The organism is Acinetobacter bouvetii (assembly GCF_902753875.1).
GTDB lineage: Bacteria > Pseudomonadota > Gammaproteobacteria > Pseudomonadales > Moraxellaceae > Acinetobacter > Acinetobacter bouvetii_A.
In genome coordinates this window covers 19,441-33,539 of sequence record NZ_CADDTS010000042.1, presented here as the reverse complement: position 1 = coordinate 33,539, position 14,099 = coordinate 19,441, and the positions used below count along the sequence as shown (strand labels likewise).

Sequence of the window (14,099 nt, the reverse complement as noted above, 5' to 3'; positions counted from 1 at the left end):
ATCATGAAATATAAATTATGCTTGATAGGTATGTTGGCTTTTTCAGCAATTGCTAATGCAGAATTTAATATAGAAAATAATGTAAATCAACCTACTTATATAAAACTAGGATATAGGAATGTTTTGAATTCTGTATTTATATATACTGATAATGATAAAAATTTTAAACTAAAGAAGAATACAGTTAATGTTCCATATGAAGATATTTTAATTTTATTGAAGCCTCTATTAAAAAATGACAATAAAATAAAAGGAAATGATTATTATTTTTTAAATTATGAGCCTTTTATTCAGCTAGGTGGAAGGGAGTATAAGTTTCCTTTTATTGTTTCAGATGTAAGTGCTATTGGCTCTAGTGTACTATTTAATGATAGTAATATAGTTATTTTCTCAATTGAGAGTTATGTAAATCCAGTTTCAAATAATAATTCAAAAAAATTTAAAAGTGATGTATATATTTTAAATAAAAAAAATTTAGGCTTATATTCGCCTTTCTTCTTATCTTTAAATTCTAAATTAAAAAATTTTAATGAGGTTTCTATGGGGTTTAGTAAGTTGGGGTCTGTGGAATATAATAAAAACAAAAAAACATATCAGATTCTATATGAACTTCAAAAAGCTTCAGAAGATTTTAGCTCGACCGGAAGAGTAGTCTATGAAAAATCTCCTATTGAGTACTCATTTATCTTAATACCTGATAAAAAAGAACCTTTTTTGATAAACAACTTTGTGGAAAAGAAGAAAGGAACTAACAATATTATTTCAAATGATGATGGAGATGGAATGTATTCCTATTTTTTAAAGGGTAATTGACTCCAATGAAGATGAGATATTTTTGTATTTTAAATTGGTTTCACTAGGAACTTGTACTTATTAAAATAATAGTAAGGGGGGTGAAAATCATTTGGATTTTAACTTATTAAAGCTGAGAGGATGATAAGTGAAGGGGCAAGTGATTCACCGCAAGATTTAACCTATACTGCTATTGATAAAAATCAGAAAAATAATGTTCTATTGTTTGATGTTATACATGGTGAAATACAAGCAATTCATTTAGAGCGAAAAGGGTTTGATATGTCTGATTGTGACGAGTATTTATCTGAAACAAATGCAGGGAAAACTTCTTTTTTGTGGATTTAACCAAGCCGATTTCTGTCAGCTTGGTTTGGTTTTTACCCTTCCAAAACTTCTTCCAACAATTCCTCACTTGGCGCAAAGTAATAAGCACCATCCATAGGCGTCACAAAGTGTAGTAAGCGGTCATGAATACCATCACCAGTTGTACCAAACATATGTTCCAGCATATGGTCGATAATTTCTAGGTTTTTGGTATAAGCAATAAAGAATAAACCTTGATCACCTCGACCATCTCCATAAGGAAGAGAATGACGTAAAATTTCTATTTCTTCACCTTCGTCATCTTCAATCACGACACGCGCAATGTGAGCATTTTTAGGCTTCACCTCATCATCCAGTTCAATGGATTCTAGTTTGGTTCGGCCAATCACATGTTCTTGAGCATCAACTTTTAGCTGTTTCCATTTTGCCAAGTTGTGCGCATAGCGCTGTGCAAATACAAATGAGCCATCGGCAAACATACCGGCATCTTCACCTAATAATGCGACTTCGGCGCGATCATCTGGAAATTGCGGGTTTTCAGTCCCATCAATAAAACCAGTCAGGTCACGACCATCAAAATTGCGGAAGCATACGCGCTCATCCAGTACTTCCACTTTATCTTGAATACCTTCAAAGAATGACTGGCTTAAGGCAAAGCAGATATCGGTACGTTGTGAAGCAACATGAATCAATAGATCTGCCGGAGCTACAGGCATGTGAAATGAACCTTGAATCGGTTCCAGTTGTTTAAAACCGGCAGGACTTAGATTATAGAGTTTTGCCCAAAGTTCAGGACCAAAGGCTACCCCGGTTTTAATCTGTGCATTGGGGTGCTGGGTGATTAAACGATCACGGGTGGTAAATAAATCTTGCAGTTTTTCTTTTAACTCATCAATCGTTAAGTCTTTTAAGCGTAGAACAATAAACCGAGCATGATCTGAAGGTAACGGTAAAATTACGGATTGGGCAGTCATACATGGCTCCTAACAATTTTGATCAAAGACGTGATTTGCTTTATTGTGCCTCATCACTGCCAAGGTGAATAGCCCAAAGCCTGTTTTTGATGATCAATTTTTCAAGCACATAAAAGATGAAAAGTCATATAATGGCTGCACTTTTCTATCTGCTTATCTTTTATGTCTTACCAAATTTGGCTGGCGTATATTCTGGCTTGTTGGGTCATCAGTATTTCACCGGGTGCAGGTGCAATTGCATCCATGTCCAGTGGTTTGAATTATGGTTTTCGACGCGGTTACTGGAATGCTTTAGGTCTACAGCTTGCTTTATTGGTACAAATCGGGATTGTCGCTGCTGGAGTGGGGGTGCTATTTGCAACCACGCCTTGGGCTTTTCTGGTGGTGAAATGGTTTGGAGTGGGCTATTTATTATATTTGGCTTATTTGCAATGGAAAGCACCTACGCAATCAATCGAGATTCAACAAGAGCAACCCACTAAATCTGTTGCTAAATTGGTTTTGCACGGCTTTTTAGTAAACATGAGCAATCCCAAAGCGATTGTTTTTTTACTGGCTGTTTTGCCGCAGTTTTTAGATTTGTCTAAACCGCAGTGGATTCAATATGTGATTATGGCAGCCACAATGGTGACGATTGATCTGATTGTGATGGCAGGCTATACAGGGCTGGCAGCCAAAGTTTTACGTTTACTCAAGTCACCTAAGCAGCAAAAATATATGAATCGGACTTTTGCAGTTTTATTTAGTTGTGCCGCTGGCTTACTGAGTTTAATACATCAGTAGTGCTTAATCATTTTGAATATTTCTAACCAAAAGTTAACTCCTTATCTTTTTTCTAAAAAATGGCAATTCTATTAGCAATTGAATTAGCGAAGAACCAATGTAGAACGATAGCGCTTTGTTGTGGTGGCAAAGCTAAGATATTTTCAAAAAGACGAATTTTTAAATCACATTGTTTATTTTTGTCTTTTTCATTCAGTCCAAGATTGAATAATTTAACATCTGGTCCAAATTGTTCAATCATCCTTTTTTCTACAATTTCCCATTCTTTTGGTTGTTGAACAGTGCAAGTCCTATGAGGGCAAGTACTGTTATTTACTCTTTTATGGGTAATAATGTATGAGATTGCATGAGCTGCTTGTTGCTGTGTGATCGGAGTGAGTAGTGATTGAATTGTTTTACGATTAGATGGTTGCTCATCGTAATATGCAATAGCTTCACAATTTCCTTTTACTTTAGCATCTTGTAATTGTTGTACTAAAGATGTCGCCCATAATCGTTGCCCTTCATCATTTGCCCCGGCAATTTTATTGCGCAAATAGTATCTTAATAAATTACGAACGCCATCTTCTACATCATCATTTGGCAGGCTGGTTAATCCAATATTTAACTTTTTTATTTTTTCATATTCAGTTAAATCATTTTGTTTGACTGCTTGTAATAGTACAAAATGATCTAATGCTTTATGAACAAGGTATTGATTGATGCCCCAAAATGCAGTGATTAACCCTAAAAAAATTACGAATAAACGCATTCAAATTTCCTTTTAATTCATTTGTATTAGCTTAATTATTTTTGTTTTAAAATTTATAATAATTTATGTTTGGCAAAAACCACCGCAAATAAAACAGCCATGGTGAGGACAATGGTTAAACCGGTAGAGGTATCTAAACCAGCACTGGACCATAAGCCCACACTAATGCCAATTTGAGCAATCACAAAAGCCCACAGCACCATCTGTTTAGGTGAGTTTGCCAGTAAACGTGCGGTCAAGGCGGGAATCACCAGTAAAGCGCCCATCAGTAATGAACCGACTGCACGTAAAGCCAGCACGGTAAATAAAGCCAACAACAACATAAAGACCAGACGCTGCCATTTTGCATTCACGCCTTCACTGACAGCCATATCCGGGTCAATCGCGATTTGAATCTGTGCTTTCCAGTTTTTATACAGTACTGCTAAAGCCGCGATAATCACTAGCGCAAACATCGGCAAGTCTGACCAGGAAATTTGTAGCAGATCACCAAACAAATAGCTCAGCAATTCCGGTCTTAAACTTGGAATATGTTGAATAAACAGTAAGCCCGAGCAGAGTAGGGTGGCTGAGCAAAGTGCCAGCAAGGCATCATTAGGTAAGCGCGGATCATGCAAGACCCATAAAATGGCCACCAATAGAAAAGCCAGAAAGCTGACCCCTAACCACAGCGGCAGGCTTAAAGCACCTGCGATCGCTACACCCAATAAGGTGCCATGCGCCATAGTGTCGGCAAAAAATGACATCCGTCGCCATAACATCAGACAACCCAGCGGAGCAGTCAGAAACACCAACAGGGTTCCCATGGTCCATGCAGGTAACAATATTTGTAACCATTCCATCATGGCTTAAGCTTCCGGTTCAGGGTGAATGTGTGGGCGAGGATCGTGCAGACAAGGGGTCGCACTATCACCATGCGCACAGTGGTCATGATGATGTTGATAGAACACCCGATTGGTACCAAAAATGGCCTGATATTCAGGATGTTGCTGAACATTTTCCGGCAAGCCGCTACAGCAGATGTGTTTGTTCAGGCACACCACACGATGCGTACCCTGCATCACCCATTGCAGGTCATGCGAAACCATGAGCACGGCACAGCCATATTTGTTGGGTAAGCTTCGCACGTATTCATACAGTTCAGCTTCAGACTGAATGTCCAAACCTTGCATCGGTTCATCCAGGACCAGCACATCCGGTTGGCGCAATAAAGCCCGAGCCAGTAACACCCGTTGCCGTTCACCACCGGAAAGTTGCTGCACTTTGGCGGTCTGTAATTTGGCAATGCCGGTATCACGAATAATTTCTGCTTTTATATCCGCATCGCAGTGTTCTAAGGCCAATAAATCTTGTACCCGTAAAGGCAGGCTATGCGAGGGATTGAACTTTTGCGGCACATAGGAAAATTTGAGTTTTTTAGCGCTATGAATTTTGCCTGAACTGGCTTTGACAATGCCGAGTAAAACTTTAATCAGGGTGGATTTCCCTGCACCATTGGGACCGATCAGCGTGACAATTTCTCGCTCATGCAGGGCGAAATCGACATTCTTCAAAATGTCACGCTCATCCATCCGCACACTGACTTTATCTAAAGCAATCAGTGTTTGGGCTGTTATTGTTGGTTGCGGCACTGCTGACATATCCCAGAAATTTCAATAATACTGTGATGGGCAGTAAATTGATCAGAGGCTGAAAGTTCATCTAATTGTTTAAGTAAACCTTGTGCGGAGGCTTCTTTGACATTTTTACACTGGGTACAAATTAAAAAAGCGGCCTGATGACCTTCACGTGGATGACAACAGGGAATATAGGCATTAATGGACGTTAAACGATGAATCAACCCTTTTTCCAGTAAAAAATCCAGAGTACGGTAGACCGTTGGTGGTGCTGCGGGTCGATCAGAATCACTCTTGATTTTAGCCAGTAAGTCATAGGCCCCCATAGGACCGGTGGCATTTAAAATCAGTTCGAGCACTTCTTTACGTAAAGGCGTTAGGCGTGCCCCAGCAATTGCACAGAGATTTTCGGCTTCAGCAAGACGTGTTTCGACATTATGATGGTCGTGTACACCATGTAATGCATTGTGATGTTCGTGTGAACATAAGCTCATAGCAAAACCTCAAGTGCGAAATTTATAAAAACAATAGGACATTAAATCTTAACATGAAGTGTCACATGTTTCGATCAGACATAGGTATTTTTGTGGATTTGTTATATTATAACACCTGTTGAGTCTTTGGTAATCTTGTTCATGTCCCGTTTCTTTGCATTTTGTGCACTTGCTTTATTCAGTACTTTAGGCTGGTCGCAAAGTCTGGTGGTTTCTACCCATCCCATCTATCTGATTGCTCAGGAAATTACTCAAGGTGTCGAGAACCCTGTATTATTGCTGGGAGATCAATCCGGACATGATGTCACCCTGACTCCTGCGCATCGCAAAGCCATTCTGGATGCCTCGTTGGTGATCTGGCTGGGTAAGGCACATGAAGCCCCATTGAACAAGCTGTTGTCTGATAATCCCAGAGCGATTGCGATTTTAGATTCCGGTATTGTGCAAACCCTGCCTCAGCGGACTACGCGTGGTGTGGCGCTGAACAATACGGTAGATACGCATGTCTGGCTAGATCCCAACAATGCCGTACGTATCGGTTTTTTTATTGCAGCCCTGCGTTCACAGCAATTACCCGAACATAAAGAAGTCTACTGGGCCAATGCCAAACGCTTTGCTCAAGAGATGCTACTGAGTGCACAACAATACAATAACAATGCAACAGTAAAGCCTTATTGGGCATATCATGATGCCTATCAATATCTGGAACGTGCTTTAAACCTGAAATTTTCCGGTGCATTGACCGATGATCCACATGTTGCACCGACCATCGCTCAAATCAAGTATTTAAATGATAGCCGTCCAGCTCGCAATATGTGTCTCCTGGCAGAAGGGCATGCCAGCAAAAACCAGTACCAGAAGTTGAATCCGGTGACCTTCCAGGCTGTCGATGAGAGCATGGGCGGGGAAGGGGACTTTGTGCTGGCGTGGAAGAAACTTGCTGATCAAACTTTTAAATGCATACAAAATGCACGTAAATAATGCAAAAAATAAGCAACAATTGATGAGTTCAAAAGCGATTTATGTAATTAAAAAATCCGACTTAGGTCGGGAAAAGATTGCATGTTCAGGGGTGTAACTCTATAATGCCTGCGATTAAAAACGATCATCAGCTAAACTTGTCAAGCATGATTGCTGTGAGTGAATAAATAATGAGCCGAACTAGTCGCATGATTGACCGACGATTAGCGAAAGCTTTAGTCATCTTACAAGCATGCATGATCCCTGTTTCAGCCTTGATAGCGTGGGTCCTGAAAGACTCAACTGCAGCTTACAGCGCCGCACTTGGTGCGTTGGTGTGTTGGCTCGCAAGTTGTTATTTTTCTTGGCAATCGTTTCGAGCCGCAGGTGCGCGAGCTTCAAAACAGGTTCTTTCGAACATGTATAGAGGCTTGATGGGCAAGTTTGCAATTGTGATTGTTGGTTTCATTTTAATTTTAAGCAACGTCAAACCGTTGTCAGCGGTGGCGCTGTTTTGTGGATTTATACTTGTTCAGACGATGACGTGGGTCGCACCTTTTTGGGCGTCACGACTCCGGAAATGAGTTTAAACACAACAAAAAATTGAAAAGTTTTTTAGGAGAAGAACGAGATATCAGGCAGCACGCGATGTTCGTTCCCTCTATTTAGTATTTGACATTGACCAGGTGTGATTTATGGCTGCTGAAGAACATGCCCTTACTTCGACCGAGTACATCAAGCATCACTTGACCAATTTAACCTATGGCAAAATGCCTGATGGTTCTTGGAAATTGGCTGAGACTGCTGATGAAGCTCAACAGATGGGGTTCACTGCTATTCACTTGGATTCAATGGGTTGGTCTATCACTCTCGGTGTGGTTTTCTGTTTGTTGTTCTGGTTAGTAGCGAAAGCTGCAAACGCTGGTGTTCCTACCAAGTTCCAGTCTGCAATCGAAATGATCATCGAGTTTGTTGACTCAAGTGTCCGCGACACTTTCCATGGCAAGTCACGCTTAATTGCACCACTTGCACTGACCATTTTCGTGTGGATTTTCCTCATGAACGCAATGGACTTGATCCCGGTTGACTTTATCCCGTATACAGCTCAACTGATCGGTGCAAATGTATTTGGCATGGACCCGCATCACGTTTACTTCAAGATTGTTCCATCTACTGACCCTAACGTTACCCTTGGTATGTCATTGTCGGTATTTGTGCTTATCTTGTTCTATAGCATTCGTGAAAAGGGCATCAGCGGTTTCGTCGGCGAGTTGGCACTTAACCCATTTAACCCAAGTAACCCAGTTGCAAAAGCGTTGCTCATTCCAGTGAACTTGATTCTGGAACTCGTAACATTCCTTGCACGTCCAGTTTCATTGGCTCTACGACTTTTCGGTAACATGTATGCAGGTGAGTTAATCTTCATCCTCATCGCGTTATTACCGTTCTGGATCCAGTGGGCGTTGTCTGTGCCTTGGGCGATCTTCCACATTCTTGTTATTACGTTACAAGCATTCATTTTCATGATGCTGACTATCGTATACTTGAGTATGGCTAGCGAAAAACATTAATGGTATTGCCTGACTGTCAAAAGGATGGTTGGGCTTAATTTTTTACTTTAATTTGGTATATACCTAACCTCTGAGGAATTATCATGGAACTCACTTTAGGTCTAGTTGCAATTGCATCTGCTATCTTGATCGCTTTTGGTGCTTTAGGTACTGCGATTGGTTTTGGTCTTTTAGGCGGCCGTTTCCTTGAAGCTGTAGCTCGTCAACCAGAATTGGCTCCACAACTTCAAACTCGTATGTTCTTAATCGCGGGTCTTCTTGATGCTGTGCCTATGATCGGTGTTGGTATTGGCTTGTTCTTCATCTTCGCTAATCCATTTGTAGGTTAATCAGCTTAATTCCTAAATTAAACCATTGAGGAATAGCAATGAATATCAACCTCACATTGATTGGCCAAGCGATTGCATTTGCGATTTTTGTCGCATTCTGCATGAAGTTTGTATGGCCACCACTAATCAATGCGATTAGTGAGCGTCAGCGTAAAATCGCTGATGGCTTAAACGCTGCTGAAAAAGCGAAAGCTGACCTTGCCGATGCGCAAGCTCAAGTGAAAGCTGAATTAGACGCAGCTAAAGCACAAGCGGCTCAATTGATCGAACAAGCGAACCGTCGCGGTGCGCAATTGGTAGAAGAAGCGCGTACTCAGGCAGCTGCTGAAGGTGAGCGTATCCGTCAACAGGCTAAAGAAGCTGTTGATACTGAAATCAATGCTGCCCGCGAAGAATTACGTCAACAAGTTGCTGCTCTTGCAGTTGCCGGCGCAGAAAAAATTCTGACCCAGCAAGTTGACGCAGAAGCTCACAATGCCATGCTGACTCAGCTGGCTGCTAAACTTTAAGAGAGGCGGATTATGGCTGAACTCTTGACGTTGGCACGCCCATACGCTAAAGCAGCATTTGCTTACGCTTCTGAGCAAGGTGCAACTGACGCTTGGTCAAATGCATTAACTTTGCTCAGTGCTGCGGTGCAAGACGAAGCATTTTCAGCTTACTTAAATCGCCCTGAGCTTACTCCTGCAGAGCAGGTGAGTCTTTTTGCCAAAGTTTTAGGTGAAGATCAAACCGCAGCAGTGTCAAACTTTTTGACATTGCTTGCTGAAAATGACCGTTTGACTCTTCTTCCTGAAATTGAAGCAGAATACGAACAGCTCAAATCACAGAATAACAATACTGTGGATGTAGTGATTGAATCTGCATTCCCATTGTCTTCTACACAAGAACAAGTACTTGCAGATGCGTTGAAAAAACGCTTTAACGCTGCAGTAAATGTTTCTGTAGAAGTTAAACCAGAGCTAATTGCTGGTGTAGTTATTCGTGCAGGCGACCAAGTGATAGATGATTCTGCGCTTAACAAGCTTGAAAAAATGCGGACTCGTCTTCTTGCGTAATTATTTATAAAAAATTACTGCGTAAAAGAAGACTGAACTTTAAAAAGATTGAGGTATAGCGCAATGCAACAACTGAATCCATCCGAGATCAGTGCGCTCATTAAACAGCGTATCGGCGATCTGGACACCAGCGCGACCGCTAAGAACGAAGGGACCATTGTTATGGTTTCCGACGGTATTGTGCGTATTCACGGCCTTGCTGATGCAATGTACGGTGAAATGATCGAATTCGACGGCGGCTTATTTGGTATGGCACTGAACCTAGAACAGGATTCAGTGGGTGCCGTTGTCTTAGGTAACTACTTAAGCCTTCAAGAAGGTCAAAAAGCGCGTTGCACAGGTCGTGTATTAGAAGTTCCGGTTGGTCCAGAACTTTTAGGCCGTGTAGTAGATGCTTTGGGTAACCCGATTGATGGTAAAGGCCCTATTGATGCAAAACTTACTGATGCTGTTGAAAAAGTAGCACCAGGCGTAATTTGGCGTCAATCAGTGGATGAGCCTGTACAAACTGGTTATAAATCAGTAGATACAATGATCCCTGTAGGCCGTGGTCAACGTGAGTTGATCATTGGTGACCGTCAAACTGGTAAAACAGCAATGGCGATCGATGCAATCATCGCTCAGAAAAACTCTGGCATTAAATGTGTATACGTAGCAATCGGTCAAAAACAATCGACTATCGCTAACGTAGTGCGCAAGCTGGAAGAAACTGGCGCTATGGCGTACACAACTGTTGTAGCTGCAGCTGCAGCTGATCCTGCAGCAATGCAGTATCTAGCTCCTTATGCTGGCTGTACAATGGGTGAGTACTTCCGTGACCGCGGTGAAGACGCGTTAATCATTTATGATGACTTGTCTAAACAAGCTGTTGCTTACCGTCAAATTTCATTGCTTTTACGCCGTCCACCAGGTCGTGAAGCATATCCTGGTGACGTATTCTATCTTCACTCACGTCTTCTTGAACGTGCTTCGCGCGTTTCTGCTGACTATGTTGAGAAATTCACGAATGGTGAAGTTAAAGGCCAAACTGGTTCATTAACTGCATTGCCAATCATTGAAACTCAAGCGGGTGACGTATCTGCATTCGTACCAACAAACGTAATTTCGATTACTGATGGTCAGATCTTCCTTGAAACATCATTATTCAACGCAGGTATCCGTCCTGCTGTGAACGCGGGTATCTCTGTATCTCGTGTTGGTGGTTCTGCTCAAACCAAGATCATCAAGAAATTGTCTGGTGGTATCCGTACCGCTTTGGCGCAATACCGTGAATTGGCAGCGTTTGCTCAGTTCGCTTCTGACCTTGACGAAGCAACTCGTAAGCAACTTGAACATGGTCAACGTGTAACTGAGTTAATGAAGCAAAAACAATATGCTCCTTACTCAATTGCTGACCAGGCTGTTTCAATTTATGCATCTAACGAAGGCTACATGGCTGACGTTGAAGTGAAGAAAATCGTTGCATTTGATGCTGCGTTAATTGCTTACTTCCGTTCAGAACATGCTGCGTTAATGCAAAAAATCGATGAAACTGGTGATTACAACAAAGACATCGAAGCTGCAATCAAAGCAGGTATTGAAAGCTTCAAAGCGACTCAAACTTACTAAGTTTCAACTTTGTTGAATTTAGTTCTGGTTTGGTTCACGGATCAACCTTCGGAAGCTCGAAAGAGCTTTCGAATACTAGGTTAAGCGTATGGCAAATTTAAAAGAAATTCGCGCCAAAGTAGCTAGTATCAAAAGCACGCAGAAAATTACTCGCGCGATGCAGATGGTAGCAGCTTCTAAGATGCGTCGTGCGCAAGAGCGCATGGCTCAGGGCCGTCCGTATGCCGAAAATATGCACCGTGTAATTGCTCATTTGGTACAAGCGAACCCTGAATATAAGCACCGTTATATGGTTGAACGCCCGGTTAAGCGCGTTGGCTATATCATTGTGTCATCAGATCGCGGCCTTGCTGGTGGTTTGAACATTAACTTGTTCAAGAAAGTGGTTAAACACGTTCAACAGCAACAAGAGCAGTCAATTGAAGTTCAATTTGCTTTAATTGGTCAAAAAGCGGTTTCGTTTTTTAAAAACTACGGCGGTAAAGTGCTTGGTGCAACTACAAACGTAGGTGACGCGCCAAGTCTTGAACAGTTAACTGGTTCTGTACAGGTGATGTTGGACGCTTATGATAAGGGCGAGTTAGATCGTATTTATCTAGTGTCAAACGGCTTTGTCAATGCCATGACTCAAAACCAAAAGATCGAACAACTCGTTCCTTTAGCAGCTGCTGAAGAAAGCGAAGGTCTGAACCGTCAATACGGTTGGGACTATATCTATGAACCAGAAGCTGAAGAGCTTTTAAATGGTTTATTGGTTCGTTACATCGAGTCTATGGTTTATCAAGGCGTGATTGAAAACATCGCGTGTGAACAGTCTGCACGTATGGTTGCAATGAAAGCTGCAACGGATAACGCGGGTGAGCTGATCAAGAGTCTACAACTTATTTATAACAAGCTGCGTCAAGCCGCGATTACTCAGGAAATTTCTGAGATCGTTGGTGGTGCCGCTGCCGTTTAACATTATTAGTTTGAATTGAGGAGACAGCAATGAGTAGCGGTCGTATCATTCAGATCATCGGCGCGGTTATCGACGTCGAGTTTGAACGTAACAGCGTTCCTAAGATCTATGACGCTCTCCAAGTTGACGGTACTGAAACTACTTTAGAAGTTCAGCAACAACTTGGTGATGGCGTAGTTCGTACTATTGCAATGGGTTCTACTGAAGGCCTTAAGCGTGGTTTGAACGTAACTAACACTGGCGCGCCTATCTCTGTACCTGTAGGTACTGCATGTTTAGGTCGTATCATGGACGTTCTTGGTCGCCCTATCGACGAAGCTGGTCCTGTTGCTACTGAAGCGCGTTTGCCGATTCACCGTCAAGCACCTTCTTATGCTGAACAAGCAGCTTCTACTGACCTTTTAGAAACTGGTATTAAAGTCATCGACTTACTATGCCCGTTCGCTAAAGGTGGTAAAGTTGGTCTGTTCGGTGGTGCCGGTGTTGGTAAAACTGTAAACATGATGGAGTTGATCAACAACATCGCTAAAGCTCACTCAGGTTTATCTGTGTTTGCTGGTGTTGGTGAGCGTACTCGTGAAGGTAACGACTTCTATCACGAGATGAAAGACTCTAACGTACTTGACAAAGTAGCGATGGTTTACGGTCAGATGAACGAGCCACCAGGTAACCGTTTACGCGTAGCGTTGACTGGTCTTACTATGGCTGAGTACTTCCGTGACGAGAAAGACGAAAACGGTAAAGGCCGTGACGTTCTATTGTTCGTAGACAACATCTACCGTTATACACTAGCAGGTACTGAAGTATCAGCACTTCTAGGTCGTATGCCATCTGCAGTAGGTTACCAGCCGACTCTTGCAGAAGAGATGGGTGTTCTTCAAGAACGTATTACATCGACTAAGTCTGGTTCGATTACATCTATCCAAGCGGTATATGTACCTGCCGATGACTTAACAGATCCATCGCCTGCAACTACATTCGCCCACTTGGACGCAACTGTAGTATTGAGCCGTGACATCGCATCTTCTGGTATTTACCCAGCGATCGATCCACTTGACTCTACTTCACGTCAGTTAGACCCATTAGTTGTTGGTGCTGAGCATTATGAAATTGCACGTTCTGTACAGAACGTATTGCAACGTTATAAAGAATTGAAAGACATCATCGCGATCTTGGGTATGGACGAGCTTGCAGAAGAAGATAAGTTGACTGTTTACCGTGCGCGTAAAATCCAGCGTTTCTTCTCTCAACCGTTCCACGTAGCTGAAGTGTTTACTGGTGCTCCTGGTAAACTTGTACCGCTTAAAGAAACAATTCGTGGCTTTAAAGGTCTTCTAGCTGGTGAATACGACCACATCCCAGAACAAGCGTTCTACATGGTTGGTGGTATTGACGAAGTGATTGCTAAAGCTGAGAAACTTTAATTAGTTACCTAATTTAGGAGATTCTCATGTCGACTATGCAATGTGATGTTGTAAGTGTTAAAGAGTCTTTGTACTCAGGCACTGTGACTATGCTAATTGCTAAAGGTGCCGGCGGTGAGTTGGGTATTATGCCTGGCCATGCTCCGCTAGTAACTTTACTCAAGCCGGGTGCAATTCGCGTTCTGCTTGAAAACGGTACAGAAGAATTAATCTATGTATCTGGTGGTGTTCTAGAAGTTCAGCCGCATGTTGTTACGGTTCTTGCAGATACTGCAGTCCGTGCAGAAAACTTGGATGAAGCTGCAATTGTTGAAGCGCGTAAAAACGCTGAACAATTGCTTGCAAATCAAAAGAGCGACTTGGACTCTGCTGCTGCTTTGGCTGCTCTTGCAGAAACTGCTGCTCAGTTGGAAACCATCCGCAAAATCAAAAACCGCGCTCAATAAGACACGGT

At 42.1% G+C, this 14,099-nt stretch carries 18 protein-coding genes; 13 read left to right on the top strand and 5 right to left on the bottom strand.

Translation table 11 applies throughout. The features are described 5' to 3' along the window. Positions 1-3 precede the first annotated feature (3 nt). Together FB6_RS12675 and FB6_RS12670 are read left to right on the top strand one after the other, a co-directional pair. Positions 4-813, top strand: a complete 810-nt coding sequence (locus FB6_RS12675; protein WP_174560337.1) for a hypothetical protein — start codon at positions 4-6, stop codon at positions 811-813. Between the two features lie 120 nt (positions 814-933). Then, positions 934-1,140, top strand: a complete 207-nt coding sequence (locus FB6_RS12670; protein ID WP_174560336.1) for a hypothetical protein — start codon at positions 934-936, stop codon at positions 1,138-1,140. A gap of 32 nt (positions 1,141-1,172) precedes the next feature. Here the strand turns inward: FB6_RS12670 and FB6_RS12665 are convergent, their stop codons facing one another. Beyond that, on the bottom strand, positions 1,173-2,093 hold the full coding sequence (locus tag FB6_RS12665; RefSeq protein WP_174560335.1) for a Dyp-type peroxidase: 921 nt from the start codon (positions 2,091-2,093) through the stop codon (positions 1,173-1,175). 162 nt (positions 2,094-2,255) lie between these two features. On the opposite strand from FB6_RS12665, the gene FB6_RS12660 reads away from it, so the two are divergent. Continuing rightward, on the top strand, positions 2,256-2,876 hold the full coding sequence (locus FB6_RS12660) for a LysE family transporter (RefSeq protein ID WP_174560334.1): 621 nt from the start codon (positions 2,256-2,258) through the stop codon (positions 2,874-2,876). A 52-nt stretch (positions 2,877-2,928) separates the two neighbouring features. On the opposite strand, the gene FB6_RS12655 is transcribed toward FB6_RS12660, so the two are convergent. Genes FB6_RS12655 through FB6_RS12640 form a run of 4 tightly spaced genes read right to left on the bottom strand, consistent with a single transcriptional unit; the run spans position 2,929 to position 5,737 of the window. Beyond that, entirely contained in the window at positions 2,929-3,627 is a 699-nt protein-coding gene (locus FB6_RS12655) for a hypothetical protein (protein WP_174560333.1), read from the bottom strand. Positions 3,628-3,680: 53 nt separating this feature from the next. Further along, on the bottom strand, positions 3,681-4,472 hold the full coding sequence (gene znuB, locus FB6_RS12650) for a zinc ABC transporter permease subunit ZnuB (RefSeq protein ID WP_174560332.1): 792 nt from the start codon (positions 4,470-4,472) through the stop codon (positions 3,681-3,683). Between the two features lie 3 nt (positions 4,473-4,475). Next, positions 4,476-5,267 carry a zinc ABC transporter ATP-binding protein ZnuC gene (gene znuC, locus FB6_RS12645; protein WP_174560331.1) on the bottom strand — a complete coding sequence of 264 codons (792 nt, stop codon included), beginning with the start codon at positions 5,265-5,267 and terminating at the stop codon, positions 4,476-4,478. Then, positions 5,240-5,737, bottom strand: a complete 498-nt coding sequence (locus tag FB6_RS12640) for a transcriptional repressor (RefSeq protein WP_174560330.1) — start codon at positions 5,735-5,737, stop codon at positions 5,240-5,242. The genes znuC and FB6_RS12640 overlap by 28 nt, the downstream gene beginning before the upstream one ends. 141 nt (positions 5,738-5,878) lie before the next feature. Here FB6_RS12640 and FB6_RS12635 point away from each other — a divergent pair, with 141 nt between their 5' ends. From FB6_RS12635 to FB6_RS12590, 10 genes are all read left to right on the top strand, one after another. Continuing rightward, a complete protein-coding gene (locus tag FB6_RS12635; protein ID WP_174560329.1) occupies positions 5,879-6,718 on the top strand; it encodes a metal ABC transporter solute-binding protein, Zn/Mn family in 840 nt (279 codons plus the stop codon). A 170-nt stretch (positions 6,719-6,888) separates the two neighbouring features. Continuing rightward, positions 6,889-7,281, top strand: a complete 393-nt coding sequence (locus FB6_RS12630; RefSeq protein WP_086196642.1) for an ATP synthase subunit I — start codon at positions 6,889-6,891, stop codon at positions 7,279-7,281. A 111-nt stretch (positions 7,282-7,392) separates the two neighbouring features. Then, positions 7,393-8,268 (top strand): F0F1 ATP synthase subunit A, encoded by an 876-nt coding sequence (gene atpB, locus FB6_RS12625; protein WP_174560328.1) that lies wholly within the window; start codon positions 7,393-7,395, stop codon positions 8,266-8,268. An 83-nt stretch (positions 8,269-8,351) separates the two neighbouring features. Continuing rightward, entirely contained in the window at positions 8,352-8,597 is a 246-nt protein-coding gene (gene atpE, locus FB6_RS12620; RefSeq protein WP_000424060.1) for a F0F1 ATP synthase subunit C, read from the top strand. A 38-nt stretch (positions 8,598-8,635) separates the two neighbouring features. Beyond that, positions 8,636-9,106, top strand: a complete 471-nt coding sequence (locus FB6_RS12615) for a F0F1 ATP synthase subunit B (protein ID WP_092820017.1) — start codon at positions 8,636-8,638, stop codon at positions 9,104-9,106. Positions 9,107-9,118: 12 nt separating this feature from the next. Then, positions 9,119-9,655 (top strand): F0F1 ATP synthase subunit delta, encoded by a 537-nt coding sequence (locus FB6_RS12610; RefSeq protein WP_092820016.1) that lies wholly within the window; start codon positions 9,119-9,121, stop codon positions 9,653-9,655. Positions 9,656-9,718: 63 nt separating this feature from the next. Then, positions 9,719-11,263: a F0F1 ATP synthase subunit alpha gene (atpA, locus tag FB6_RS12605; protein ID WP_174560327.1), complete on the top strand. Its 1,545-nt coding sequence runs from the start codon at positions 9,719-9,721 to the stop codon at positions 11,261-11,263. A gap of 88 nt (positions 11,264-11,351) precedes the next feature. Beyond that, positions 11,352-12,221: a F0F1 ATP synthase subunit gamma gene (gene atpG / locus FB6_RS12600; RefSeq protein ID WP_086196638.1), complete on the top strand. Its 870-nt coding sequence runs from the start codon at positions 11,352-11,354 to the stop codon at positions 12,219-12,221. A 29-nt stretch (positions 12,222-12,250) separates the two neighbouring features. Beyond that, a complete protein-coding gene (gene atpD / locus FB6_RS12595) occupies positions 12,251-13,645 on the top strand; it encodes a F0F1 ATP synthase subunit beta (RefSeq protein WP_016654740.1) in 1,395 nt (464 codons plus the stop codon). Positions 13,646-13,671: 26 nt separating this feature from the next. Further along, positions 13,672-14,091, top strand: a complete 420-nt coding sequence (locus FB6_RS12590) for a F0F1 ATP synthase subunit epsilon (RefSeq protein WP_086200319.1) — start codon at positions 13,672-13,674, stop codon at positions 14,089-14,091. Positions 14,092-14,099: the final 8 nt, after the last annotated feature.

Coding starts and splice junctions, on each gene's coding strand:
- FB6_RS12675 (WP_174560337.1), top strand. CDS start 4: ATGAAATATAAATTATGCTTGATAGGTATGTTGGCTTTTTCAGCAATT.
- FB6_RS12670 (WP_174560336.1), top strand. CDS start 934: ATGATAAGTGAAGGGGCAAGTGATTCACCGCAAGATTTAACCTATACT.
- FB6_RS12665 (WP_174560335.1), bottom strand. CDS start 2,093: ATGACTGCCCAATCCGTAATTTTACCGTTACCTTCAGATCATGCTCGG.
- FB6_RS12660 (WP_174560334.1), top strand. CDS start 2,256: ATGTCTTACCAAATTTGGCTGGCGTATATTCTGGCTTGTTGGGTCATC.
- FB6_RS12655 (WP_174560333.1), bottom strand. CDS start 3,627: ATGCGTTTATTCGTAATTTTTTTAGGGTTAATCACTGCATTTTGGGGC.
- znuB (WP_174560332.1), bottom strand. CDS start 4,472: ATGATGGAATGGTTACAAATATTGTTACCTGCATGGACCATGGGAACC.
- znuC (WP_174560331.1), bottom strand. CDS start 5,267: ATGTCAGCAGTGCCGCAACCAACAATAACAGCCCAAACACTGATTGCT.
- FB6_RS12640 (WP_174560330.1), bottom strand. CDS start 5,737: ATGAGCTTATGTTCACACGAACATCACAATGCATTACATGGTGTACAC.
- FB6_RS12635 (WP_174560329.1), top strand. CDS start 5,879: ATGTCCCGTTTCTTTGCATTTTGTGCACTTGCTTTATTCAGTACTTTA.
- FB6_RS12630 (WP_086196642.1), top strand. CDS start 6,889: ATGAGCCGAACTAGTCGCATGATTGACCGACGATTAGCGAAAGCTTTA.
- atpB (WP_174560328.1), top strand. CDS start 7,393: ATGGCTGCTGAAGAACATGCCCTTACTTCGACCGAGTACATCAAGCAT.
- atpE (WP_000424060.1), top strand. CDS start 8,352: ATGGAACTCACTTTAGGTCTAGTTGCAATTGCATCTGCTATCTTGATC.
- FB6_RS12615 (WP_092820017.1), top strand. CDS start 8,636: ATGAATATCAACCTCACATTGATTGGCCAAGCGATTGCATTTGCGATT.
- FB6_RS12610 (WP_092820016.1), top strand. CDS start 9,119: ATGGCTGAACTCTTGACGTTGGCACGCCCATACGCTAAAGCAGCATTT.
- atpA (WP_174560327.1), top strand. CDS start 9,719: ATGCAACAACTGAATCCATCCGAGATCAGTGCGCTCATTAAACAGCGT.
- atpG (WP_086196638.1), top strand. CDS start 11,352: ATGGCAAATTTAAAAGAAATTCGCGCCAAAGTAGCTAGTATCAAAAGC.
- atpD (WP_016654740.1), top strand. CDS start 12,251: ATGAGTAGCGGTCGTATCATTCAGATCATCGGCGCGGTTATCGACGTC.
- FB6_RS12590 (WP_086200319.1), top strand. CDS start 13,672: ATGTCGACTATGCAATGTGATGTTGTAAGTGTTAAAGAGTCTTTGTAC.